Origin of the sequence: Snodgrassella sp. B3882 (assembly GCF_026535915.1) — a bacterium.
Taxonomy (GTDB): Bacteria; Pseudomonadota; Gammaproteobacteria; order Burkholderiales; family Neisseriaceae; genus Snodgrassella.
Genome location: NZ_JAFNPF010000003.1, coordinates 1 through 26,945, shown reverse-complemented (window position 1 = coordinate 26,945; position 26,945 = coordinate 1). Strand labels below are relative to the sequence as shown.

Here is a 26,945-nt window from a genome sequence, read left to right as displayed (position 1 = left end):
TCAGTGCCTCCCTCTGCGTTAATGCCATAAAGACAGAGGTGAAATCATCCACAATCCCAACACAATCACTGTCACGATGGTGACAGGAATCAGTACTTTCCAGCCCAGACGCATTATTTGGTCGTAGCGATAACGCGGAAATGTAGCCCGTATCCACAGATAGAAATACAATACCAGTGCCATTTTCAGGAACATCCACAGTACGCTCGGTATACCAATCCAGCCCCAGCTTTGCGGAAAGGGTGATAACCAGCCGCCAAAGAACAGCAAGGCTGTCAGCGCGGCCACCAGAATCATGAAAATATATTCCGCCAGAAAGAACAAGGCGAAAGCGAATCCGGAATACTCAACATGGAAACCGGCAACAATTTCAGATTCACCTTCGGCCACATCAAACGGAGCGCGGTTGGTTTCGGCCACGGCCGAAATTAGATACACCACAAATAACGGAAATAACGGCAACCAGTTCCATGAGAAAATCGAACCACCAGCTATACCTTTAGCTTGTGCCATGACAATATCGTGAAAATCCATACTGCCGGATACCATAATCACCCCAATCAGGGCAAAACCCATGGCTATTTCATAGGAAATGGTCTGCGCGGAAGCACGCATGGCACCGAGAAAGGCGTATTTGGAGTTAGAAGCCCAGCCAGCGATGATGACACCATATACCGATAATGAAGTAATCATCAGGATATAGAGCAGACCGGCATTGATGCGGGTCAGAAACCAAGTTTCACTAAACGGAATCACTGCCCAAGCGGCAAAGGCCGGCATCAGCGACATCATCGGGCCGATATAGAACAAAGCTTTATTCGCCTGTGACGGGCGGGTCACTTCTTTAAATAAGAGTTTTAATACATCGGCAAAGGGCTGGATTAAACCATAAGGTCCGGTCACATTTGGACCGACGCGCAACTGCATGTAACCGATAACTTTACGCTCAAAATAGGTCAGGTAGGCCACGGTAATAATCAGCGGCAACATGATGATGACAATCTTGACGATTACAGACACCAGTAAACCGAAGTCGTTGCCCAGTAATTGTTGAAACCACGCTTGCATGATTATCCTTTACTCAATTCCACAGTGGTCAATAAAGCACCCAAATGCCAGTTACTTTGATGTAATGGCAGTAGCAACACGTTTTCCGGCAGGGTATCGTCCACAGAGACGCTAACCGCTACCGCATCATTGTTCTGTTTCGCCCGTGCAACATCGCCATCGGCCAGTCCCAGCGCACTAAGCGTATTGCTGTGTGCCTGCGCCATAGGTACAGCAGCGTGTACCGTGTTTTGCAAAGGGGCGGAACGACGCACCATGCCATCGGTGGCATATAGGCTGACACCACCTACTCTTACCAGACTGATAGCAGGATCACTGCTGGCAACCGGTTGAATCTGGTTATTCAGCAAAGCGGGTAACTGGTCTTTGTCCAGTGCATCAGCCAGAATCTGCTGCGTGTTTTCATACTCAAAACCCGCCAGTTCAAGGACGTTGCCAAGTACCCGCAGTACTTTCCACAAGGGTCTGGCCTCACCATACGCCTGTACCACACCATGGAACGATTGCAACCGACCTTCCATATTGATAAAGCTACCGGAAGTTTCGGTAAATGGGGTGATAGGCAGCATCACATCGGCCACTTCGCGTAATACGGCACTATCATAGGCAGTGAATGCCATCACTGTCTGAGCCTGTTTCAGTGCGGCAATAGCGGCGGCGCCATTGGTCACATCCATATCTGGTTCTACATTCAGTAGCATCACGGCTTGTTTTGGCTGGGCAATCTGAGCAGCAATATTGTGTTCGGCTGTTTTGGCGGCCACGCCAACTACTTCGGCACCAATACTATTGGCTGCCGACGGCAAGACGCCGAGAATACTGCCGGTAGCCGCGGCCAGATCCTGAGCTGCGGTATAAACGGCGGCAGCATCAGGATGATGGAGGACATCAGCGCCCAGAATAATGCTGGTATTCTCTGCATTTAATAACGCCTGCCCGACTTCATTCTTCAGGGCATTGTTCAGCCAGTCTATCCACTGATAAGGATGCAGGCTAATTTGAGCCAGTAAAGGCATGAATAGTTCTTCTTGCGCCGCCGCCAGTACCGCCACCTGTGCACCGTTTTGGCTGGCCTGCCGGATACGGGCGGTGAGCAATGGTTGTTCCTGCCGCAAACGCGCTCCAACGATCAAAATCACCTCGTTGTCAGCCAGTTGCTCAATGGACTGTCCCAGCCATTGCGCCCCTTTTGCAGCTGCGCCCAATCGACCATCCAGCGCGCGTAGACGACTGTCAACAGCGGTGATACCCAAACCCTGAGCCAGTTTGCCGGCCAGATGCATTTCTTCCACGGTATTGGCGGGATTGACCCACATACCAATGGCTTCGCTGCCAAAATCATGGCTAACGCCATGTAAGCCTTTGGCCACATAATCCAGCGCCGTTTGCCAGTCGACGGTATGCCACTGATTATCTTGTTTGATTTGCGGCTGGGTTAAGCGTTCCTGATACAAACCTGCATAGGCAAAGCGGTCGCGGTCACTGAGCCAGCATTCGTTGATCGCTTCGTTTTCCAGTGGCAATACACGACGTACCGTATGGTCTTTAGTCTGTACAATCAGATTACTGCCCAGCGCATCATGCGCAGAAATGGATTTTCGTCGGCTCAACTCCCATGAACGACTGTCATAACGGAATGGTTTGCTGGTTAAAGCACCAACTGGGCATAAGTCAATGACATTGCCCGAAAGTTCGGTTTCCAGTGTTTTGCCGTTGAACGGAGTAATTTCAGAATGTTCACCGCGATTCTTCATCGCCAGCTCCTGTTTGCCGGCAATTTCTTCGGTAAAACGGATGCAGCGGGTACAATGAATACAGCGGCTCATTTCGGCGGCCGACACCAGCGGCCCCATCTCTTTGCCGACTACAACATGTTTCGCTTCAGTATAACGGCTGGCACCTTGACCATAACCCATGGATAAATCTTGTAATAGGCACTCTCCGCCCTGATCGCATATCGGGCAATCCAGCGGATGATTGATCAGCAAGAATTCCATTACCCCTTTTTGGGCATTCTTGGTCAGAGCAGAATCAGTTTTCACCACCATACCATCCGTCACCGGTGTGGCACAGGCAGGTAAAGGCTTACGTGATTTTTCCACTTCTACTAAACACATGCGACAGTTGGCGGCAATCGACAATTTTTTGTGATAACAAAAGTGTGGAATGAACGTACCAACCTGACGAGCAGCTTCCATCACTGTACTGCCCTGCTCAACCGAAAGTTGTTTACCGTCAATTTGAATTTGTAGCATAGGTTCGCAATCCTAACTAAGCAGATAGTGCCTTAGCACCAGCGATGTTCTTTCATGGGTTTGCCGTGTTCAATGTAATATTCAAACTCGGAACGGAAATGCTTTAAAAAACCCTGAACCGGCATCACCGCTGCATCCGCCAGAGCACAAATAGTATGACCTGACATATTGCTACCGATCGATTGCAGCAAATCCAGATCTTCCGGTCGACCTTTACCCGAGCTAATACGGTGAATAATGCGGTATAGCCATCCAGTACCTTCACGACAGGGAGTACACTGACCGCATGACTCTTCATAATAAAAATAACTTAGTCGCTCCAGTGCTTTGACCATACACACGTCTTCATCCATGACAATGACCGCACCAGAACCGAGCATAGAACCGGCTTTGGCGATGGCGTCATAATCCATAGTCAGTTCCATCATGATGTCGGCGGGTAACACCGGCGCCGAAGAACCTCCTGGGATCACTGCCTTCAACTTTTTGCCATGGCGCATACCACCGCACATGTTGAGTAAATCTTTAAACGGTGTGCCCAGTGGTATTTCATAGTTACCGGGGCGTTCTACATGACCCGAAACGGAAAATAGTTTGGTACCGCCATTATTTGGAATGCCCTTATCCGCAAACTGTTGACCGCCATCGCGCAGAATGAACGGTACGGACGAAAAAGTTTCAGTGTTATTGACAGTTGTAGGCTTACCATATAAACCATAGGAAGCCGGAAAGGGAGGCTTGAAGCGTGGCTGCCCTTTTTTACCCTCCAGCGACTCCAATAGCGCCGTTTCTTCCCCGCAGACATAAGCACCATAGCCGTGATGAGCATGCAGCTCGAAACTAAATTCACTGCCGAGAATATTTTGCCCCAGAAAGCCGGCATCTCGCGCTTGTTGCAAGGCAGTTTCAAAGCGCAGATAGCTTTCGAAGATTTCGCCGTGAATATAGTTATATCCGGCAGTCGCCCCCATGGCATAACCACCGATAATCATGCCTTCAATCAGCGCATGCGGATTGTAAGTAACAATATCGCGGTCTTTAAACGTACCTGGTTCACCTTCATCGGTATTGCAGACGATATATTTTGTGCCCGGAAACGAACGTGGCATAAAGCTCCATTTTAGTCCGGTCGGAAAACCGGCGCCGCCACGTCCACGCAAGCCAGATGTTTTCAGCTCGGCAATCACATCGTCCTGCGGTATTTTGTCATGAATGATTTTTTGCAGAGCCTGATAACCACCGCGTGCGACATAGGCTGCCAGCGTCCAGCAATCCGGATCGGTCGTATCAACCTGATTGAAAATCACGCCCTTCTGATACATTGCCATCAGTTTAACTCCGCCAGTTTCGCTTCAATGGCTTCTTCGCTCATAAAGCTGCACATTTTATGATTGTTTACTAACAACACCGGCGCATCGCCACAAGCACCCATGCATTCACCTTCTAGCAAAGTAAACATTCCGTCAGCAGTGGTTTCACCGTAGCGAATGCCAAGGCGTTTTTGTAAATATTCGCCAGCATTAACACCGCCACGTAAAGCACAGGGTAGATTGGTGCACACCGTAAGCTTGTATTTCCCTACCGGCTGGAGATTGTACATATTGTAAAAAGTAGCCACTTCCAAAGCTTGTGCTGGCGTGATGCCGATGTAGTTGGCTACTTCCTCGATGGTTTCAGGCTGCAGCCAGCCCTTCTCTGTCTGAGCAATGCGCAGAGCCGACATAATGGCACTGCGCCGCTGGTCGGCCGGATATTTGACCAGTTCTGCATCAATTTGTTTTAAGCTCTCAGCGGACAACATTATCTATCCACCTCCCCGAATACAATATCCTGTGTACCAATAATAGCGACCACATCGGCCAGCATATGACCACGCGCCATTTCATCCATCCCTTGTAAATGGGCAAAGCCCGGTGCCCGTATTTTCATGCGGTAAGGCTTATTGGCTCCATCTGAAATTAAGTAGACTCCGAATTCACCTTTGGGGTGTTCAGTCGGCACATAGACTTCACCTTCTGGTACATGCATCCCTTCAGTGAATAGCTTGAAATGGTGAATCAGTTCTTCCATGCCATCTTTCATGGCGGTGCGCTGTGGCGGTGCCACGGTATGGTCATCTGTAATCACCGCACCAGGGTTGGCTTTGAGCCAGTCTACGCACTGGCGGATAATGCGGTTAGCTTGTCGCATTTCCTGAATGCGACACAGATAGCGGTCATAGCAGTCACCATTGATGCCGACTGGAATATCAAAATCCATGGCAGCATAAGCATCATAGGGCTGCTTCTTACGAATATCCCACTCTATGCCAGAACCTCGGAGCATCACGCCAGTAAAACCTTTTTGCAAAGCACGCTCCGGTGCAACCACACCAATCCCAACAGTCCGCTGTTTCCAAATACGGTTATCGGTCAGCAGATTTTCATATTCATCCACGCAGGCGGGGAACCGATTAGTAAAGTCTTCAATGAAGTCGAGCAAGGTGCCTTCACGGCTAGCGTTGAGTTTTTGTAATACTTTGGCATTACGGTATTTGCTGGCTTCATACTTAGGCATGAAATCCGGCAAATCACGGTAAACCCCACCTGGTCGGAAATAAGCTGCATGCATGCGCGCGCCAGATACTGCTTCGTAAATATCCATCAGGTCTTCACGTTCGCGGAATGCATACAAAAACACCGTCATGGCACCGATATCCAACGCATGCGAGCCAATACCCATCAGATGGTTGAGAATACGGGTAATTTCAGCAAACATCACGCGGATATACTGAGCGCGAATGGGTACATCAATATTCAACAGACGTTCAACAGACAGGCAGTAGGCTTGTTCATTACACATCATGGATACATAATCCAGACGATCCATATATGGCAACGCCTGCAGATAAGTACGCGATTCAGCTAGCTTTTCCGTCCCACGGTGTAACAAGCCAATATGCGGATCGGCGCGAACAATATTCTCCCCATCCATTTCCAGGATCAGGCGTAAAACGCCATGTGCAGCCGGATGCTGCGGTCCGAAATTGATGGTGTAATTGCGTAACTTAGCCACCGTACTGCTCCTCTCTCACCACGCGCGGTGTTATTTCACGCGGTTCAATTGTGACCGGCTGATATACCACACGCCCTTCCGCTTCGTCATAGCGCATTTCGACATAGCCGGAAACAGGAAAATCTTTACGAAACGGATGACCGACAAAACCATAGTCAGTCAAAATACGGCGCAGATCAGGATGGTTGTTAAACAAAATGCCGAACATATCAAACGCTTCGCGTTCATACCAGTTGGCACCATTGTAAATATCCACCACCGAATCAATAGTCGGAAAATCTTCAGTATCAGCCCACACACGCACGCGTATGCGCCAATTATTGCTTACCGACAGCAAATGACTGACTACCGCAAAACGTTTGCCTTGCCATGGCTCATTTCTATAGCTCTGATAGTCCACACCGCACAAATCAATCAGGGTTTCGAATTTCAGTTCACTATGATCACGCAAAGTCTGCATCAACTGGTGATAATCTGCCGCTGCACATTCCAGTGTTAATTCACCGCGATCACTACAGTAACGCACTTGTTCGCCAAACGTGGTTTCGCACACAGCTTTGAGTCTTGCTATATCAGCCATATTCCCCTCACTTAAACACGTGCAATAGTGGAAGTACGTTTAATTTTCAGCTGCAACTGCAACAAACCATAAATCAGCGCTTCTGCGGTGGGAGGGCAACCGGGTACATATACGTCAACCGGCACAATGCGATCACAACCCCGCACCACTGAATAAGAATAATGATAGTAACCACCGCCATTGGCACAGGAACCCATTGACAATACCCAACGTGGCTCGGCCATCTGATCGTATACCCGCCGCAAAGCCGGTGCCATTTTATTGCACAAAGTACCGGCCACAATCATCAGATCGGCCTGTCGCGGTGAAGGGCGAAAAATAATTCCAAAGCGGTCAAGGTCGTAACGGGCGGCACCAGCTTGCATCATCTCTACCGCACAACAGGCCAAACCAAAAGTTGCTGGCCATAAAGAGCCCGTGCGGACATAATTCAATACCGTATCAGCCGTGGTGGTAATAAACCCCTTGTTTAAAACGCCTTCTATTCCCATTCCAGAGCGCCTTTTTTCCATTCATAAACAAAGCCAATAATCAATATCAGCAAAAACACCATCATTGACCAGAAACCATAGGCACCCAGCTCTTTAAATACCACGGCCCACGGCACCATAAAAGCCACTTCTAGATCAAACAGGATGAATAAAATAGCGATAAGGTAGTAGCGCACATCAAATTTCATGCGCGCATTTTCAAAAGCCTCGAAACCGCATTCAAACGGTTCCTGTTTCATTTTGTACGGACGATTGGGACCCAATAACAGCCCCAGAGAAATAAAGAGAACACCAGCAGCAAAGCCGACAAGGATGAATATTAAGATGGGGAAATAATTCGCCAACATCATTGCACCAACCTTATGCAAATATTGGTAAAATTATTGTATTGTAACTAACTTTTATCACTATTAAAAGTACGTAATTTAATAAAAATATAATGTTTTCAATAATATAATGATAATAATTATCATTAAGATTGACAAATTACCGCTTTTGTTATGCTCTTTATGTGCCTCAAACGAGATAAAACGTTAAAAGATTTACCCCATTCGTAACTTCCGGCTGATGGCTTTAAAGATTTCTGTAAAACCAACCAATCGCGAGCCAGACATGGTATGACAGATTTAATAAAAAAATCACCATAAACCTGGTTTACCATCATTTCAGCTGCAATCCATTTTTAGCTGATGTTGAAACATTTTTCTGTTATACAATATCCAACGTAAACCACTGGATAATCACGAGGATACAAGCATGTATCAACCAAAATATTGCCCGGAAGATTGCCGAGACATGAATGACATCCGCAGCGAAATTGATCACATCGATTACGCCGTCATTCAATTACTGTCATGCCGATATGATTACGTCAAAGCTGCTAGTCAATTCAAAAGCAATATTACCGATATACAGGCTAAAGAACGGGTGAATAGCATGCTTCAACAGCGCGAGCAGTGGGCGCTTGAGCAAGGTTTGAACGGCGAAGTCATCAAAAAACTGTATGCAGATTTAGTAAACTATTTTATTTCAGAAGAAAAAAAAGAATTTGAACGCAAAAATTAAAACCTTTTGCGTTCCTCTTCAGTAGACAGCTGTCGATTCCACTTATTACCAGATTACATGGTTAAGCCTGGCAACTGAGAAATAAACCGTTATAAACCCTAGTTTAACCATCATATTTAGGCATAATTGAGCTAATTAGCAAGATATCCTATAAACCTCAAACCCAAAACCGACTCATCTCAATATACCACCTGCAAATCATTGAGCTGCCTATGCTCACCTTAGATGTGTCTCTGTTGCTATACTTCAGAGCGTCGAAAATCGCGCAAACGGAAACCAAGAGCATAAAGAGCACCAAAATACAAAACCATACCAGCAACAATCAAACCGGCTAACTGACCAACTTTGTGCAGACCACTGGTATGCCAATTAAATGGAATGCATTGTTGCAATACCCACAAACCACCGCCCATCACCAGCAGAGCGATCACCAGCCGCAACAAAAAGCCTAGCCAGCCTGGTTTAGGTTGATACAGTCCTTGGCGCATCAACAACGTAAACAATAACAAAGCATTCAGACAGGCGCCTAAACTAATCGCCAACGCCAATCCAACATGCTGTAATTTCCAGATAAACATCAAATTCATCACCTGCGTCATACACAAAGTAAAAATAGCAATCTTGACAGGTGTTTTGATATTCTGACGGGCATAAAACCCAGGTGCAAGAACCTTAATCACAATCAAACCAATCAGCCCGACAGCATAAGCAATTAATGCGCCTTGCGTCATCACAGCATCGTGAACATTAAACTGTCGGTACATAAACAACGTAGCAATCAATGGAAAAGACAAAACAGCCATGCCCACTGCAGCCGGTAGGGTGAGCAACATACACAGACGCAATCCCCAATCCAACAAAGCGGAAAAACCGTCAATATTATTATTGGCAGAATGCTTGGATAAGGTAGGCAACAGAATCGTACCCAATGCCACGCCCAACACACCGGTAGGCAGCTCCATGAGCCGATCCGCATAATACATCCATGAGACTGAGCCTGATTGCAGATAAGAAGCAAAAATAGTATTAATCACCAACGATATCTGCGCCACTGATACCCCCAAAATGGCCGGAGCCATCTGCTTCAAGACACGCAACACCGCTTTATCGTTAAATTTTATTTTGGGCAATGTAAGAAAGCCCAGTTTGAACAAAAATGGCAATTGAAATACCAGTTGCAACAAACCGCCAACAAATACAGCCCACGCCAAAGCCAGTACTGGCGGATGAAAATAAGGTGCCAGCCACAACGCAAAGACAATAAAAGACAAATTCAGAAAAGTCGGCGTAAAGGCCGGAATCACGAATTTATGGAACGTATTTAAAATACTGCCCACCAGAGCAGATAAAGAAATCAGAAAAATATACGGAAAAGTAATGCGCAGCAATTGAACTGACAAAACAAACTTATCGGGATCTTTCTCAAAGCCTGGAGCCGAAATATAAATCACGGCTGGAGCAGCCAATATGCCGATTGCCGTCACAATCACCAGTACAAACGACAACAGACCTGCAATATGCTGAATAAAAGCCTTCGTGGCTTCATGAGACTTCGTTTCTCTATACTCAGCCAGAATGGGTACAAATGCCTGAGCAAACGCCCCTTCTGCAAAAATACGTCGTAACAAATTTGGCAATTTAAACGCCACAAAAAAAGCATCGGTTGCCATCCCCGCGCCAAAACTGCGGGCAATAATCGTGTCACGAACAAAACCAAGAACGCGTGACAACATGGTCATGCTACTGACTTTAGCCAGAGTGCGCAGTAAATTCATCGCTTAAACAAATCAAATAACAAAGGCGCGAGTGTACACCCGAACCGCTCTTTATATCCAGACAAGGCGCAAATTGAAACGGATCAGGTAATTACAAATTGTGATAAATAGTTTATCTCCTCAAAGAATCTAACCTTTTTCAGTAAATCACCTCCATCCACAACCTAAAAAAGTTTGCTCAATTACACAAAGCTCTGTATTGGTGCTCATTGACATTACCCATATAACAATCTCGTACAACTCTTCTGCTTAAAATATCTCAACATTTGACTCATCTGAATGGATATATAACCGCAATTCATACTTTTATTTTTATAAATTGTGTTTAATTCACCGCACTATATTTTTATTATAATGCCCACATATAGATTGAAATTGTTCGTGCAACTCGGCATTTTATAAAATTCTTATAAGTTGATTCCCTTAAAAATTTTTTAGGCTCTCACCTACAAAAATTAATTGTTCCATTCCAAATTTCAGACTAGCCAAGCACATTTGCCAACGAAGTTATTGCGCCAGTCTTCAACCAATTATTGACTCGTGGACAAAGTAAAATAAATGGATAATTTTCATCAAAGTAACTTTTTTCATTTTTGAACCAGCTCTATTCCATGTTATTCGTACTTTGTATCTCATCTAAAATACATCATCAGCTTATTTTTGCGGGTATGAGCTCCTGCAACACTGAAATATCTACTGAGCATCTATATTCAGAACTGAATAGATACCAAATACATCTATCAATATTATTCAAAATTCCTCAATACGTGCCCTACTTTGCTGCTCCATAGCCAAATTGCTTGGAAGCTTTTCGGGGGCAGTCACCATGTTACATAAAAAAAATAGATTCATTTTCGCCAACAACTTATTTAATTCATTTATGGCTTCTCAAAAATCTCATCGTCGACTGAAGCAAAATAATACCGAGCGATTTTTAACATTAATCCTGTGTCTGACTGTTATAGCTTATTTTTAACCCTTTATGCAGAGGGAAAATTGACGATGAAGGAGCATTTCATCTTTGTCTGCCCTATCCCATCATGTTTAAAAGCACGTTGAAAAAGAAATCTTCACATAAAGCTAAAATAGGGGTTTACAAATGACCTTGGTTATGGGTAAAAAGACAATGTAAAATTCTGACAGCAGAAAATTTTAATCATTGTAACCATTTTAAGGAGCATCCTGTGAAAGTCGGTTTTGTTGGTTGGCGCGGTATGGTCGGTTCTGTCTTAATGCAGCGAATGAAAGCAGAACAAGACTTCAAACACATTAATCATGCCCATTTTTTTTCAACCTCGGCTGCAGGTAAGCCAGCTCCCGACTGTGGTCAATCTGCCAAAACCTTGTTGGATGCACATGATTTAGACGCGCTGGCACAGATGGATGTCATTGTAACTTGTCAGGGCGGAGACTATACCAAAGCCGTTCATCAGCCGTTACGGGCTCGAGGCTGGAATGGTTATTGGCTTGATGCTGCCTCTACCTTGCGGATGGAAGATCAAGCCGTTATTGTCCTCGATCCAGTTAACCGCGACGTGATCGATAAGGCTTTAACCAATGGCATTAAAGATTTTATTGGTGGCAACTGCACTGTATCCTTAATGCTGATGGCGCTAGATGGATTGTTCAAACAGGATCTGGTCGAATGGGCAACCAGTATGACCTATCAGGCTGCCTCCGGTGCTGGAGCGCAAAATATGCGTGAGCTGATTAGTGCCATGGGCGCGATTGAACAAGAAGTCACTGCTGAACTTTCTGACCCAGCCAGTGCCATTTTAGACATTGATAGCAAAGTAGCCAATTTCTTACGCAGCGATGCCTACCCACAAGCACAGTTTGGCGTCCCGCTGGCTGGTAGCTTGATTCCATGGATTGATGCGGATCTCGGAAATGGTCAGTCTAAAGAAGAATGGAAAGGCGGCGTTGAAACCAATAAAATTTTAGGACGCAGTGCTCAACCTATAGTGATTGATGGTTTGTGTGTTCGCGTTGGCGCCATGCGCTGTCACAGTCAGGCACTAACCTTGAAATTGAAACAGGATATACCAGTTGCAGAAATAGAAAAAATTCTTGCCGCTGCTAACGACTGGGTAAAAGTGGTGCCCAATGAAAAAATACCTTCGATGCACGAACTGACGCCGGCTGCCGTTACCGGTACCCTAACCGTACCTGTCGGTCGTATCCGTAAAATGGGTATGGGTGGTGAATACATCAGTGCCTTTACCGTGGGAGATCAGTTGCTGTGGGGTGCTGCTGAGCCGATTCGTCGCATGTTACAAATTGTGTTAAAACAACTGTAAAGCGGTCAATCAGCCGTTCAATTATTAATTTTAGCTATTGCGGTGGACTTATTTAAGTCCACCTTTTTTATTACTCAGAAACCATCAAAACCCTTAGCCAAAAAAACATTTTTCCATAATCCATTTCATATGGATAAGCAATTAGCCGATAACTTAGCCAAATCTAGAAATCTAGCAAAAAAAATAAAAATCAAAAAAAATAATTTTTTCATTACAAATCAGACATCAGCATGGTCATAAAAGCCCAATGACATATATTTCAGTTTACTTTTGGTGTAAAGTCTATTGATACAATTATGCAAACATCACTAGAATCCAAACCCACCACAAAAAAGCAGTTTAAAGGGTTTTAGAATGTTTTTCAGCAATAATATTGCTTGGTATTATCAAATTTGGCCATGGATCGGGTTTATTGGCGCCATCATCATTTTAAGTTTATTATTCACCACTAACCTCCTACGAGATAATTTGCTTAAAGAACGTTGGTATGATCCATACTGGTTAGCTTGGTTATGTACCGCCACTTATCTTATCCACAATGTAGAAGAATATGGTATTGATTTAAAAGGCACCAGCTACAGTTTTCCCAAATCAATTTCTTCCGGTCTAGGGCAATCTGTACCTGAAAACATTCTCTATGTTGCTGTGAACATCCCGCTACTGTGGATGCTTAGCCCCCTGGCTGCTTATTTCAGTCAAAAAAAACATTCCAAAATGTTAGCTTCTTTCACCGTAGCCATCATGTTGATTAACTTTATTCCCCATACCTATTCTGCTTTATTTTACGGCCGATATAATCCCGGCTTGCTCACAGCATTGTTACTATTGGTGCCCATTTCCATCTGGACCTACTATATTAATTTTATTAGAGACAATCCTAACTATCGTGCCTTAGCGATCAGCCTGACTCTGGGCATCATTTATCATCTTTTTATATTTATTTCCATAGCAGGATTATTTAAGACCGGTTTGGTCAAAAGCTGTGGCTGCGCCTTTTTTATCTTTGTCGCCACACTCTTGTATTACTGTCTGGTTACACAATCGGGGAAATTGCTTAAATGCTAAACAAATAAAGGATGTATATTAACGATCATATACACCCTTCCTCCCAAAATTTTCTCACTGCAAATTTTAGTGCGCTAATTCCGAATTCTCTTCACTATTCAGAATAGTTTTATCCGTTTGGCGCAGCCACTGACTGGTCAAAACGCCGGCTGTCATTGCTCCACTGACATTTAAGGCGGTTCTTCCCATATCAATCAACGGCTCTACTGAAATCAACAACGCCACCAAAGTCACCGGCAAGCCCATTGCTGGCAAAACAATCAAAGCCGCAAAAGTTGCTCCGCCACCCACGCCTGCCACACCAAAGGAACTCACCGTAACCATGCCCACCAACGACGCAATCCACCATGGATCCAGAGGATTAATCCCTACCGTGGGTGCGATCATCGTCGCCAGCATCGCCGGATAAAGTCCGGCACATCCATTTTGACCAATCGTGGCACCAAAAGAAGCAGCAAAACTGGCAATCGATTTTGGTACACCCAACCGTTGGGTCTGCGCCTCCACATTCAACGGAATAGAAGCGGCACTCGAGCGGCTGGTGAAGGCAAAAGTCAGTACCGGCCAAACCTTGTGAAAATATTTAATCGGACTGATACCAAATAGACTCAACAACAAACCATGCACCACAAACATCAGTGCCAGTGCCAAATACGAAACCAATACAAAACTACCTAACTTAATAACATTCTGCACATCTGACGCAGCCACAACCTTAGTCATTAAAGCCATTACCCCATAGGGTGTTAGCAGCATCACAATCAGTACCAGTTTCATTACCCAGCTTTGCAGCGTATCAATAGCCTGCAATACGCGCTCACCTTTAGGTGCATCGTCTTTCAACAGCCTTAGTGCAGCTATCCCCAAAAAAGTAGCGAAAATAACCACACTGATGATGGAGGTGGGATTAGCCCCGGTTAAATCAGCGAAGGGATTCTTCGGAATAAACGATAACAATAATTGCGGTACAGACAGATCTGCCACCTTGCCAACATAATTTGTCTGGATTGCATTCCAGCGCTCGGTTTCCGCCACACCTTGTACCAATCCACTGGCAGTCAGCCCAAAAGCACTGGTTAATAAAGTACCGATCAAAGCTGCAATAGCCGTGGTCAACAACAGCACCCCAATGGTCATCACACTGATTTTACCTAACTGCGAAGCATCATGCAGCTTAGCCACAGCACTAAGAATAGAAGCAAATACCAACGGCATCACCACCATCTGCAATAACTGTACATAGCCATTGCCCACCACATTAAACCACTGCACCGATGCCTTCATCACTGGATTAGCGACACCATAGATCAGCTGTAATCCCAATCCAAATACAATACCCAACAGCATACCCAGTAGTACTTTTTTGGATAAACTCCAGTGTTTGCGCTGTACCCTAACCAATAACCACAGTAATAAAACGAACACAACCAGGTTCATCATCAACGGTAAATTCATTTGCTGCTCCTGCTCTGGCAAACCCAAGTCTGCCTCTTAACTCATCAACAAGAATACGCAAAAAACCACTTATTGTGAAATAGCCCTTAAGTATGCCTTTATTCCTTTTTGTTATATGCAATAGGAATATTAAAGATAAATTTTATCCCTATTTCACTTTTTTGTTATCATGCCTCTGGTCAATCAAACAGTGCCTGCACTGATGAGATAATAAGCAAACCTTAATTCCGATATGGGTAAATTTACATGTCTGTTTACACCAGCGTCAGCGACGATGAAATGCGCACTTTCCTGCTCGATTACCCATTGGGTCGTTTCATCAAACTACAGGGGATCGCACAAGGCGTCACCAACAGCAATTACTTTTTGACCACCACCCATGGGCGTTATGTGCTGACCGTTTTTGAAGCCATGACCCAACAAGAATTGCCTTTCTTTCTTAAATTGACCCAGCATCTGAGTGCAAACGGTGTTGCCTGCCCTGCTCCAGTCAGTCGCAATGATGGTCAACTGGATAGCACCTTGGCTGGTAAACCGGCATGTCTGGTCACCTGTCTGTCTGGTCGGGATACCAGCAGTCCTTCTGAACAGCAATGCTTTCATACCGGTGCCATGCTGGCCAAAATGCATCTTGCTGGAACCAGTTTTGAACAAACCATGCCGAACCCGCGCTACACCAGCTGGTGGCATGAAGCCAGTTGCCGATTGTCACCTTATTTAAACAACGAAGATCAGCAGCTATTGCAAGCAGAGATCGCCTATTTTGATCAACATGAGCGTACCGACCTACCCGCTGGTATCATCCATGCCGATTTATTCCGCGATAATGTCCTCTTAGATGGCGAACATGTCAGCGGTTTCATTGATTTCTACTATGCCTGTCATGGTAACTTTATGTATGACCTTGCTATAGCCGTAAACGACTGGGCAAGACGGGCAGACAATCTTCTTGACCAGAACCTACTTCAAGCTTTTATCCGCGGTTATGCAAGCATAAGAGAATTGACGACAGAGGAAAAAGACTATTTCCCGATTGCACAACGCGCAGCTTGTATCCGTTTCTGGGTGTCACGCTTGCTTGATTACCACTTTCCACAGGTTGGTGAAATCACCTTTATCAAAGATCCCAACGTATTCCGTGATTTATTAGTGAGCCTACGCCAATAAAATCCTTGTTGCATCGCGTTTAAAATCAGAAAAACAGAAATAGCATTCATCTGCAAAAAATTTATCGTGTGCCTCGATAAACAGATCACTTTTATTCTCCAAATCAGAACACAATTTGCCAAATAGCCACATTAATATAAGAAAACATAAACTAAACCAAATTTACCAATCTGAAAAACTTTCTGATTTCAGCTCAGAGCGGTTGTGCCTCAACTCATATGCAACCAGCAGATCACACGCAAACTACGAAAAACTTGCACATAATAAATCACCAACAAAACCTAACCTTTGCAACCAAAAATAACAAAAAACAGCAAAATAGCAAAAGTAGCATCAAACACTAAAGATCAATTCATCATTGAATCGACACACTTTTTTGCATATTCGACATAGCTGACTATAATTGTCTCCACACGCGTAAAAAAGATTTAAAAACAAATTAATAGAGGCGAAATGAAAACACATACATCAACAAACCCCTTGGCCAGATTAGCAACTTTGCTCATATTTGGGCTTAGCGCCCTTGTGCTGCTCTTAGGTGGAATCTGGCTAATTTGGCTGGGTGGCTCAGCGTTTTATACTTTCATTGCAGTAGCATTAACGATCTTTACCTGCCTCTATTATCAACGTCACAGTATCAGTTTATGGTGGTATGCAATCATATTGATCAGTACCCTGTTTTGGGGCTTATGGGAGTGCAGTACTGATTTCTGGGCATTGGCACCACGTTTCGACATATTGTTCTTACTGGGATTGTGGTTATTAACACCATGGGCAACCCGCCAAATAGCAGCACCTCGCCGCGGTAAAATCGCCATTGGCATCGCCTTATTGGTCATACTGGCCACCATGCTCTACAGCATCAACCACGATCCACAACAAATCAATGGAACCATCACCCGTGCCCAGCCTACACCTGCTGCAGATGTTAATGGTATTGCCAATGAAGACTGGCCAGCTTATGGTCGTACTCAAGGCGGTACACGTTACTCACCCCTAACTCAGATCAATAACCACAATGTTGACCAACTAAAAGTAGCCTGGGTCTACCGCACCGGGGATTTCAAAACCGCCAATGACTCGGCAGAAACCACGAACGAAGTCACCCCAATTAAAATCGGTCATACCTTATATATCTGCACCTCTCATCAATTTCTGGATGCCATTGATGCCACAAGTGGACAACGGCTATGGCGCTTTGATCCGCAGTTGCGCAGCAATAAAAGTTTTCAGCACCTGACTTGTCGCGGAGTCAGTTACTACGACGCCGCCAAAGCAAACCAAAATGAAACCACCCCTTCGGCAGAATGCCCACGAAAAATCCTGTTACCAGTGAATGATGGTCGGTTGATTGCGGTAAATGCTGATAACGGACAAAAATGTAGCGATTTTGGTCAGAACGGAGAAATCAATCTGCAAGCCAAAATGCCTTATGCATTTCTGGGTGGATATAATCCAACCTCGCCACCAGTCGTCACCCCCAGCACCATAATCATCGGCGGTTCGGTAACCGATAACCTCTCCACCAAAGAGCCTTCAGGCGTCATTCGTGGATATGATGCCAACAATGGTCAGCTAAAATGGATATTTGATACCGGTGCGGAGAATCCGAATGCCATGCCGGGAGAAAATACCACCTTTGTACATAATTCACCCAATGCCTGGGCACCACTGGCCTATGACCAGCAACTGAACATCGTTTACATTCCTACCGGTGTTGCCACCCCCGATATTTGGGGAGGCCACCGTAATCAACTGCAGGAACGCTATGCAAACTCCATAGTGGCATTGAATGCGTCTACCGGTAAACTGATCTGGCATTTCCAGACCACTCATCATGATTTATGGGATATGGACGTACCGGCACAACCATCATTGATGGATCTTAACCTAACCGCAGAAACTAAAGTTCCCGCAATTTATGTCTTAACTAAAACCGGCAATATATTCGTGCTGAACCGGCAAACTGGCGCACCTATCGTACCCATCAGCGAAAACCCCGTCCCCCAAACCTTCAAATACGGTCATCCTACTCAGGGAGAACACTACTCGGCTACCCAGCCATTTTCTGCTTTAAGTCTCATGCCTGAGCATAAACTGACCGATAAAGACATGTGGGGCGCCACCATGTTTGATCAGCTTTTATGTCGTATCCAATTTAAACGTCTTAATTACGATGGTATATACACCCCACCTTCTGAAAACGGTACGCTGGTTTTTCCGGGCAACCTTGGCGTATTTGAATGGGGTGGAATGTCAGTGAACCAAGATAGGCAAATAGCTTTGATGAACCCGATCGGTCTGCCCTTCATTTCACGCCTGATACCGGCCGACCCAAACCGAAACCAGCAACAACCCGGTGCCGGTGGTGAAACTGGCGTGCAACCCATGTATGGCGTCCCCTATAGCGTGCAAATCAAACCATTTTTGTCGCCTTTAGGTCTGCCCTGTAAACAACCGGCATGGGGATTTGTTGCTGGTGTAGATTTACAGACTAATCAAATTGTCTGGAAAAAACGCATCGGAACCATCCGTGACAGCTTGCCGCAATTATTCCAGTTGCCACCATTAAAAATCGGCGTTCCCGGCTTGGGCGGTACCATATCCACAGCAGGTAACATCATGTTTGTCAGTGCCACCCAAGATAACTACTTGCGCGCCTACGACACCAGCAACGGGAAGCTATTATGGCAAGAGCGTTTACCCGCGGGCGGTCAGGCTACGCCCATGACCTATGCGGTTGATGGCAAACAATATGTGGTACAAATGGCCGGTGGTCATGGTTCATTTGGTACCAAAATGGGCGACTATCTGATCGCTTATACCCTGCCTTAAGCTTTTGCTAAAAGATTAAGTTATGGAGATATCCAGCATCGGAATTATCCTAGATGGATATCTTCATTAAAACATAAGCCTCGATCAACTTACTGAACCTATAGATAGACCATGAGCCACGCAAATTCATCAGCCAACAACCTTAACTCTATCCGAACCCCAAAAAGGGACTATAAATTAAAATATTTAATTAGTTGACTTCCTTAAAATTGACCCCTATTTATCAATTACATATTTGACATTGAATATAAAAATAGTATTTAAGATTTATGCATATATGTGAAAATATCATTTCAAAATTAGGAATAACAACTCATTTTAAATACAATCCATATTCCGATTTTAAATAAATATAATTGCATATCTGAATATTGCTATCCACATCCACCCTGTTTAATACCTTTATTTCAAGGCAATGGGGCTTCCTACCAAGGAATCGTACATCACTTTTTTTGTAATAGAAAAATACCTTTGTAGATTATTATTTGGGAAATGGGTACCTGTCAGAAATAGCAAGAAATGAAAAATCAATTATCTACCTTGCTCATTTTAAAAATGATCGTTACCAAAGACGATCTATCCAATGAAATTATCAACTTTAGCCATGAGATCAATTTCCCCAAATGACAAGAAGTGGATGAATTTTCCAAACAATATGGAGACAATCCCCAGCATTTTAATGATCTGATCTACTATCATAAACATACGCCACTTGACTATAACAAGGATATCTCACTGTATGAAGAAGACTTTCCTTCCTCTCATACCATGTTAAACCAAGCAGACATTAATGATGCTTGTGAATTTGAAATGAGTGATCATAAATTATGAGCAAATATTCAAGAATTACCTATATGGTTAGAAAGTCGCCATATTAAAAAAGAATTATTTGCGCAATTTAAGTCAAAAAATAAGTTAAAAGAAGCTTGGCTTACATTAAATAGTAGAGGGTGGTTACCAGAAAATGTGGCAGAAGCATGAGAAATTTTAAAAAAATAACTCTAATGATTCACTATTGCATCTGGTTGCAGATAACTGGATTCATCATTGGGAAAAATCTAAATTTATGAGTAATAGCCAATATTAAAAAAGGCTAGCTGATAAAAAATAGATTGAAAGTTCAATTGAATGGCTTCGATAAAAAAATCGATTCAATATAAATTATTAATAGACAAATATCGTTGGAGAAATATAAAAAAAAGACATGTTAATAACATGTCTTTTGTAATCGGTCTGCAATCTTCAGACAACAATGTTAACCAACCGTTTAGGGACCACAATCACCTTTTTCGGCGCTTTGCCTTCAACAAATCGTTGCACAGAAGGTTCTGCCAATGCAATCACCTCAACTTCCTCATTAGTGATCTCTGCTGCAACCGTAATTTGACCACGCAGCTTACCATTAACCTGAACCATCAACGTGATCTCATCCTGCACCAATGCAGCTTCATCAACCTTAGGCCAGGCCGCATCCCATAAAGTTTGCTGTGCAGACAACTCATTCCACAAAACCTCACAAATATGTGGAACGATTGGCCATAACAAACGCAATACAGCTTCCAACACTTCCTGAGCCACCGCTCGTCCCTGCTCTGAAGTGCAATCAGTACGATCGTATTGATTTAAGAGTTCCATCATTGCAGCAATCGCGGTATTGAATTGCTGGCGACGCGCATAATCATCAGTTACCTTGGCAATCGCAGCGTGCAACTTCAGGCGAAGCGCTTTAAGTTCAGCAGATAACCCATCCTGACTACCAGCAAATGCCCTAACACGGTCTCCCTTCTGTAAGAACTCATAAACCGTACGCCATAGACGACGCAAGAAACGGTGTGCCCCATCTACGCCCGCATCCGACCATTCCAAAGATTGTTCTGGTGGAGCAGCAAACATCATAAACAAACGCGCTGTATCCGCTCCGTAGCGATCAATCAATTCCTGCGGATCAACACCATTATTTTTCGATTTAGACATCTTTTCGATGCCGCCAATACATACCGGCTGTCCATCAGCTTTCAAAGTGGCTGTCAGTGGTCTGCCTTTGTCATCACGCTGCAAATCCACATCCTGGGGTGCAATCCACTCCTTACTACCATTTGCACCTTCACGATAATAGGTTTCACATACCACCATACCTTGCGTCAGCAGACGCGCAAACGGTTCATCCACATTGAGTAAACCTTCATCCCGCATCAGCTTAGTAAAGAAACGCGCATATAACAGATGTAAAATCGCATGTTCAATCCCGCCAATATATTGGTCGGCATTCATCCAATAATTGGCTGCTTCTTTATCAACCATAGCGGTATCGCAATGCGGTGAAGCATAACGCACCGCATACCAGCTGGATTCGACAAACGTATCCATTGTATCCGTCTCACGCCGAGCTGGCTTTCCACAGCATGGACAGCTGGTTTCATAGAATTCCGGCATTTTGGCTAACGGCGAACCTGCACCGTCCGGTACCACATTTTCAGGCAATACTACCGGTAACTGCTCTTCCGGCACAGTGACATCACCACAATCATCACAATGAATGATCGGAATTGGACAACCCCAGTAACGCTGGCGAGAAATACCCCAGTCGCGTAAACGATATTGCGTTTTCGGTGCTCCGGCATTTTTTGCCTGCAAAATCTCACCAATACGGTCAAACGCTGCCTGAAAGTCCAAACCATCCAACTCACCACTGTTAATACACTGGGTCTGCTCCTTACTGCCATACCACTCCTGCCACGCTTGCGTACTGAACTCATCTGAGGCCTGAGTAGAAGCAATAACTTGCTTGATCGGCAACTGATACTTAGTGGCAAATTCAAAGTCACGCTCATCATGAGCAGGAACCGCCATTACAGCACCATCACCGTAACCCCACAGCACATAATTGGCTACCCACACCGGCAGAACATCGCCGTTCAGAGGATTAACCGCATAGCGTCCGGTCGGCATCCCTTTCTTTTCCATCGTAGCCATGTCAGCTTCTGCCACCGAACCAGCCTTACATTCAGCAATAAACTGCTGTAACTTTGGATTATCCATGGCTGCAGCAGTGGCTAAAGGGTGTTCCGCCGCTACCGCCACATAAGTGGCACCCATCAGCGTATCAGGACGTGTCGTGTAAACCTGCACATAATCTGCATACTCACCACTCAAACCCGCTTTACTGTCATCCGCCAACGCAAAACGTACCTGCATACCGCGCGATTTGCCGATCCAGTTACGCTGCATCGTCTTAACCTGTTCCGGCCAATGTTCCAGCGTATCCAAACCACTGAGCAACTCCTCTGCATAATCCGTGATCTTGAAGTAATACATCGGAATTTCGCGTTTTTCTACAATAGCGCCAGAACGCCAGCCACGTCCATCAACCACTTGCTCATTGGCTAATACAGTTTGATCTACTGGATCCCAATTTACCGTACCATTCTTTTTATAAATAATTCCCTTTTGAAACAGTCGCACAAAAAGCCATTGTTCCCAGCGGTAATATTCTGGCGTACAGGTAGCAATTTCTCGATCCCAATCAATTGCAAAACCCAAACTTTGCAATTGCTTCTTCATATAAGCAATATTGTCATAAGTCCATTGCGCGGGTGCAACCTTATTTTTCATGGCTGCATTTTCAGCTGGTAAACCAAACGCATCCCAGCCCATAGGTTGCATCACATTATAACCATTGAGTAAGCGATAGCGGCTTAGAACATCACCAATCGTATAATTGCGCACATGTCCCATATGTAGCTTTCCGGATGGATACGGAAACATAGACAAACAATAATACTTAGGCTTCTTACTGAAATCCTGAGCGTTAAATAAACGATATTCCTGCCAACGGGCTTGCGCAGCAGGTTCAATTTTTTCTGGATGATAATGTTCTTGCATCATGAATAGTCAAATTTCTTTAAAAATAGATCAGTATTATAACAGCTTACTCTAACCACTATATATAAGTTAAATATCCGCAACCCAATACCAATAATAAACCAAAGTAATTTTATCGTTTGATCAGGATTGACATTTTATTCAACACTTATAAAATTTTTTAAGTTCAAAGCATTAGATCAAATTCGCCACAACATTTCCCCCAGAATGCTTAAATCGTTTATTAGAAATATATATTAGCGACCTAATCACCTTAATACTTCATCAATAGACTTAACATCGTTCCCTACAACCTTAAAGCATACAGATTTGATTGCATACTGAAATCCCACTTTAACAACAGTGATCAGCGCCAAAAAAGTAGAGAAAAACATCAGATAGAATAATAGACGAAATACATCAGTAACCATCAATGCGACAAATAGTCACTGCAACTAATCTACCATTTCCGATGATTCATTTGTTGCATTCAATTTTCTTAGTAATTTTAATGCTTTATCTGGATCCTCATTACGCAATATTTTTTGCACTTCCGTTTCAAGTATCAAAACATCACTTTGAATAATTTGATTTTTAACAGGCAAAATATTATTCGCATTCATAGAGAAACAACGTAATCCCATACCGAGCAACAGACGTGTATACTGCTCATCTCCAGCCATCTCACCACAAACACATACAGGCTTATTCATCCGATTGGCCGTACGGATAATATGCAATAATAATTTCAATACAGAAGGGTGACTGGGTTGATAAAGATAACTAACACTTTCATCGCCACGGTCAGCAGCTAATGTATACTGAATCAGATCATTACTACCAATAGAAACAAAATCAATACATTTCAAAATAGCATTAATAGTCAAAGCAGCTGACGGAATTTCAATCATCGCTCCGATCTGAATAGCTTCATCAAACTCCTCAAATCGATCACGTAATTGTTGCTTAGCCGTATTGAGATGTGTCAGACATTGTTGCACTTCACTCACCGAAGAAATCATCGGCCACATCATGCGTACAGATCCATATACAGCAGCGCGCATAATGGCACGCATTTGCGTGCGAAACATGACAGGCTCAGCCAAACACAAGCGAACTCCTGTGAGTCCCAAAGCAGGATTCATACTATGACTTGGTCCAAACCAGCGCGGATTTTTATCTACACCCAAGTCGACAGTGCGAATAGTTATCTGCTTGCCCTTCATTTTCTTAACTATCGCAACATAATGATCATATAACTCATCTTCAGTCGGTAAAACATGACGATTCAAATAAAAATATTCACTTCGTAATAAACCAACACCATCCGCGCCTAAATGATGCAAAGGTTTAATGTCTTCTTCCCGTTCGATATTGCCCAACAACTCAATATTAATCCCATCTTGAGTTATTGCCATCGTATTTTTAAGCTTACTTAACTGTCGCTTCAAACTGCGAAATTCACGTAACCGACGCCGATATTCTTTCAAAATCACATTATCTGGCGCGATAATCACCACACCCATACTACCGTCAACAATGATTAACTCATCTTCATTAATCAACTCCCTGGCATGACCCAGAGCAATGACTGAAGGAATGTTTAGACTACGACCAAGAATCGCAGTATGACTAGTTGGTCCCCCGGCATCAGTCACAAAAGCTGCAATGCGGCTGTCCTTGAAAAAAACGGTATCTGCAGGGGAAAGATCATAAGCCACCAAAATAGTGTCCTCTTCAAAATCTTCCGCTTCAGAAACCACTTCAGTGGACAATCCGATCAAATTTTTGAAGATTCGTTCAACTACCTGCAACATATCCTGTTTACGCGCACGTAAGTAATTATCTTCAATCGAATCAAACTGATCTGATAACTTATCAGTTTGCAGCTTTAATGCCCATTCGGCATTGATACACTTATCTTTAATAATATCAATGGGTTCACGCGATAGACTAACATCGCCCAGCAACATCAGATGTAAGGAAATAAAAGCCCCCAGTTCAGACGGCGCATTTTCCGGAATTTCTGATCTTAATTGTTCCAGTTGGCGACGAGTCGTTTTTATTGCCTGCTCATAGCGGTCAGCTTCAACCGGCAACTCTTCCAGAGATAATTCACGATGTGGTACATCGTCCATGCCACGTACTACCAAATGGGCACGTCCTATCGCTACACCTGCTCCTACTGCCACTCCATGTAGAACAATACACATTATTCTTCTTCGCCAAAATAATTGTTGATCAACTCTTCAAGAGCTTGCATGGCCTGAGTTTCGTCTACACCATCCGTTTCTAATTCAATGACACTTCCCTGAGCAGCAGCCAGCATCATCAATCCCATAATACTTTTACCATTTACCCTTCTATCTTTGCGCGTCACCCATACTTCACACTGAAAGTGACTAGCAACCTGAGTAAACTTATTAGAAGCTCGTGCATGCAAACCCAGCTTATTGATTATTTTAATTTCTTTTTTTAACATGTCACAGCTCATCCTGATTAGAAATAGTCATAATACCGGCAATGGCAGCTTGTTTGACTACTTCAGCAAACTCACGCACATCGTCAAACTTAGCAAAATTCTGCAATGCCTTGATCAACATGGGTGCATTTAACCCTGTCAATAAAATAATATTGTCCTGCTTGAGCAACTGGCGTACTAAATTACAAGGAGTAGCACCGAAAATATCCGTTAGAATCAATACCCCGTTACCGTAATTGAGCGAACTTAAATTCTTAACAACTTCAGCATGAATCTGCTCAACCGAATCATCACTTCTGACACCCACCACCGCAATCTTTTCCGGTATCGATCCAAAAATATGCTGAATTAATTGCAAATTTGCCTGACCCACCGTTTCATGAGTCACAATCATCAAACCAATCATTGTATTACCTATTACTATTACAGCATCAAGTATACTCAATAATTTCGTCTAAAGAGAAATAATTGCGCCCCTCATGACCAGTTTAAATTCAACTGATCAGAACACCAAACCTGCATATATAAACAAAACTTATCATACTTAACACGCTGTAGGAAGTAGAAAACCATCAAATCAGCTACGTCTGAGCATAACTAGCCTAAATAAAGAGAAAAATCATCTACAACCTTAACTTGAATTTTACCTAGCTTTCCGCCGATCAACTTATTAAACCATTCATTCTTATAGCCAAACGCAACAACTAACAAAAATAACCATCATCTTGAATTAAATCTCTTCTTTTTGGAAATTCCACCCACATAAATTCAGCACAGCCAATATCAACAACGCACACACCGGCTTGCGCTTATCGTAAAGCAGCGCACGACTCTGCGCTGATTTTATATGCATTGGCACGTAAATGATCGGCACGCCCAGCACTGATCCGGCTGAGAAGGATGATTGCCAGCACACCTACCGCGACAAACCAAAGAATATGATTTTGCCGGCTATATTTCAGTACCATCAGACTGATCAGCAATGATCCCCATGACGAACCTAAATTACCGCCAACTTAAAATGCTGATTGCGCCCAAGCAAACCGCCCTCTTCTAGTATTACGCACTACCCGAGATGCCTCAGAACGAAAAGTTGAAGAGCCCACCTAAAAAGCAGCAGCCACCAGCAACCCATGAAATTGATTGACCAAACCACACATTCACAGAACAAAGGTAGTTACCTCCATCCCCAGTGGCAACAAATAAGGTTGAGAATGTTTATCTGTATAGAAACTAATTGCCGGCTGTAAAAGCGATACCGACTTTAGCGATACCTGACTAATACTGCCTATCTGAGCAAATGTTCAGCTAAAATTTTGAATTTAAAATTTTTTAAAGGGGTTTGTAGAGGACATGAGAATAATATTGCGACAGCAGGGATTTAGAAGTTTGCTCTAAAAGCCACACTGTAGCAGTAGCCATAACTAAAGCAGCCTTTCGGCTGCTTTAGTGAGGTATAAAGCAAAGAACCCAGTATCATATACTGGGTTCT

21 protein-coding genes are annotated in these 26,945 nt (G+C 43.9%); 6 read left to right on the top strand and 15 right to left on the bottom strand.

Annotated features, from left to right (window positions below; all coding sequences use genetic code 11):
* Positions 1-18: 18 nt before the first annotated feature.
* Genes nuoH through J3U68_RS09350 form a run of 8 tightly spaced genes read right to left on the bottom strand, consistent with a single transcriptional unit; the run spans position 19 to position 7,795 of the window.
* On the bottom strand, positions 19-1,068 hold the full coding sequence (nuoH, locus tag J3U68_RS09385) for an NADH-quinone oxidoreductase subunit NuoH (protein ID WP_267376378.1): 1,050 nt from the start codon (positions 1,066-1,068) through the stop codon (positions 19-21).
* Between the two features lie 2 nt (positions 1,069-1,070).
* On the bottom strand, positions 1,071-3,323 hold the full coding sequence (gene nuoG, locus J3U68_RS09380) for an NADH-quinone oxidoreductase subunit NuoG (protein WP_267376377.1): 2,253 nt from the start codon (positions 3,321-3,323) through the stop codon (positions 1,071-1,073).
* Positions 3,324-3,355: 32 nt separating this feature from the next.
* Entirely contained in the window at positions 3,356-4,651 is a 1,296-nt protein-coding gene (nuoF, locus tag J3U68_RS09375; protein WP_267376376.1) for an NADH-quinone oxidoreductase subunit NuoF, read from the bottom strand.
* Complete coding sequence (gene nuoE / locus J3U68_RS09370) at positions 4,651-5,124, bottom strand: NADH-quinone oxidoreductase subunit NuoE (RefSeq protein WP_267376375.1); 474 nt, start codon at positions 5,122-5,124, stop codon at positions 4,651-4,653. Before nuoE ends, nuoF begins: the two co-directional genes overlap by 1 nt.
* Positions 5,124-6,377, bottom strand: coding sequence for an NADH-quinone oxidoreductase subunit D (locus tag J3U68_RS09365; RefSeq protein WP_267376374.1), 1,254 nt, complete (start codon positions 6,375-6,377; stop codon positions 5,124-5,126). The genes nuoE and J3U68_RS09365 overlap by 1 nt, the downstream gene beginning before the upstream one ends.
* Positions 6,370-6,957 carry an NADH-quinone oxidoreductase subunit C gene (locus tag J3U68_RS09360; protein ID WP_267376373.1) on the bottom strand — a complete coding sequence of 196 codons (588 nt, stop codon included), beginning with the start codon at positions 6,955-6,957 and terminating at the stop codon, positions 6,370-6,372. Before J3U68_RS09360 ends, J3U68_RS09365 begins: the two co-directional genes overlap by 8 nt.
* An 11-nt stretch (positions 6,958-6,968) precedes the next feature.
* A complete protein-coding gene (locus tag J3U68_RS09355; RefSeq protein ID WP_267376432.1) occupies positions 6,969-7,448 on the bottom strand; it encodes a NuoB/complex I 20 kDa subunit family protein in 480 nt (159 codons plus the stop codon).
* Positions 7,439-7,795: an NADH-quinone oxidoreductase subunit A gene (locus J3U68_RS09350; protein WP_267376431.1), complete on the bottom strand. Its 357-nt coding sequence runs from the start codon at positions 7,793-7,795 to the stop codon at positions 7,439-7,441. The genes J3U68_RS09355 and J3U68_RS09350 overlap by 10 nt, the downstream gene beginning before the upstream one ends.
* A gap of 409 nt (positions 7,796-8,204) precedes the next feature.
* On the opposite strand from J3U68_RS09350, the gene J3U68_RS09345 reads away from it, so the two are divergent.
* Entirely contained in the window at positions 8,205-8,513 is a 309-nt protein-coding gene (locus J3U68_RS09345; protein ID WP_267376372.1) for a chorismate mutase, read from the top strand.
* Positions 8,514-8,752: 239 nt separating this feature from the next.
* Here J3U68_RS09345 and murJ read toward each other — a convergent pair whose 3' ends face one another.
* Positions 8,753-10,288, bottom strand: a complete 1,536-nt coding sequence (gene murJ / locus J3U68_RS09340; RefSeq protein WP_267376371.1) for a murein biosynthesis integral membrane protein MurJ — start codon at positions 10,286-10,288, stop codon at positions 8,753-8,755.
* Positions 10,289-11,472: 1,184 nt separating this feature from the next.
* Here murJ and asd point away from each other — a divergent pair.
* Together asd and J3U68_RS09330 are read left to right on the top strand one after the other, a co-directional pair.
* Positions 11,473-12,588, top strand: a complete 1,116-nt coding sequence (gene asd / locus J3U68_RS09335; RefSeq protein ID WP_267376370.1) for an aspartate-semialdehyde dehydrogenase — start codon at positions 11,473-11,475, stop codon at positions 12,586-12,588.
* 354 nt (positions 12,589-12,942) lie between these two features.
* Positions 12,943-13,653, top strand: coding sequence for an HXXEE domain-containing protein (locus J3U68_RS09330; protein ID WP_267376369.1), 711 nt, complete (start codon positions 12,943-12,945; stop codon positions 13,651-13,653).
* Positions 13,654-13,719: 66 nt separating this feature from the next.
* Here J3U68_RS09330 and J3U68_RS09325 read toward each other — a convergent pair whose 3' ends face one another.
* A complete protein-coding gene (locus J3U68_RS09325; protein WP_267376368.1) occupies positions 13,720-15,108 on the bottom strand; it encodes an L-cystine transporter in 1,389 nt (462 codons plus the stop codon).
* A 246-nt stretch (positions 15,109-15,354) separates the two neighbouring features.
* On the opposite strand from J3U68_RS09325, the gene thrB reads away from it, so the two are divergent.
* The 3 genes from thrB (at position 15,355) to J3U68_RS09310 (ending at position 19,941) form a co-directional block, all read left to right on the top strand.
* Positions 15,355-16,275: a homoserine kinase gene (gene thrB / locus J3U68_RS09320; protein ID WP_267376366.1), complete on the top strand. Its 921-nt coding sequence runs from the start codon at positions 15,355-15,357 to the stop codon at positions 16,273-16,275.
* A gap of 453 nt (positions 16,276-16,728) precedes the next feature.
* Positions 16,729-19,110 carry a glucose/quinate/shikimate family membrane-bound PQQ-dependent dehydrogenase gene (locus J3U68_RS09315; RefSeq protein ID WP_267376364.1) on the top strand — a complete coding sequence of 794 codons (2,382 nt, stop codon included), beginning with the start codon at positions 16,729-16,731 and terminating at the stop codon, positions 19,108-19,110.
* A gap of 633 nt (positions 19,111-19,743) precedes the next feature.
* Positions 19,744-19,941: a hypothetical protein gene (locus J3U68_RS09310; protein WP_267376363.1), complete on the top strand. Its 198-nt coding sequence runs from the start codon at positions 19,744-19,746 to the stop codon at positions 19,939-19,941.
* Positions 19,942-20,352: 411 nt separating this feature from the next.
* On the opposite strand, the gene leuS is transcribed toward J3U68_RS09310, so the two are convergent.
* From leuS to J3U68_RS09285, 5 genes are all read right to left on the bottom strand, one after another.
* Positions 20,353-22,992: a leucine--tRNA ligase gene (gene leuS / locus J3U68_RS09305; RefSeq protein WP_267376430.1), complete on the bottom strand. Its 2,640-nt coding sequence runs from the start codon at positions 22,990-22,992 to the stop codon at positions 20,353-20,355.
* Between the two features lie 434 nt (positions 22,993-23,426).
* A complete protein-coding gene (gene ptsP, locus J3U68_RS09300) occupies positions 23,427-25,184 on the bottom strand; it encodes a phosphoenolpyruvate--protein phosphotransferase (protein ID WP_267376361.1) in 1,758 nt (585 codons plus the stop codon).
* Positions 25,184-25,453, bottom strand: coding sequence for an HPr family phosphocarrier protein (locus tag J3U68_RS09295; protein ID WP_267376360.1), 270 nt, complete (start codon positions 25,451-25,453; stop codon positions 25,184-25,186). Before J3U68_RS09295 ends, ptsP begins: the two co-directional genes overlap by 1 nt.
* Before the next feature lies 1 nt (position 25,454).
* Positions 25,455-25,859: a PTS sugar transporter subunit IIA gene (locus J3U68_RS09290; RefSeq protein ID WP_267376359.1), complete on the bottom strand. Its 405-nt coding sequence runs from the start codon at positions 25,857-25,859 to the stop codon at positions 25,455-25,457.
* A gap of 403 nt (positions 25,860-26,262) precedes the next feature.
* A complete protein-coding gene (locus J3U68_RS09285; RefSeq protein WP_267376358.1) occupies positions 26,263-26,421 on the bottom strand; it encodes a hypothetical protein in 159 nt (52 codons plus the stop codon).
* Positions 26,422-26,945 lie beyond the last annotated feature (524 nt).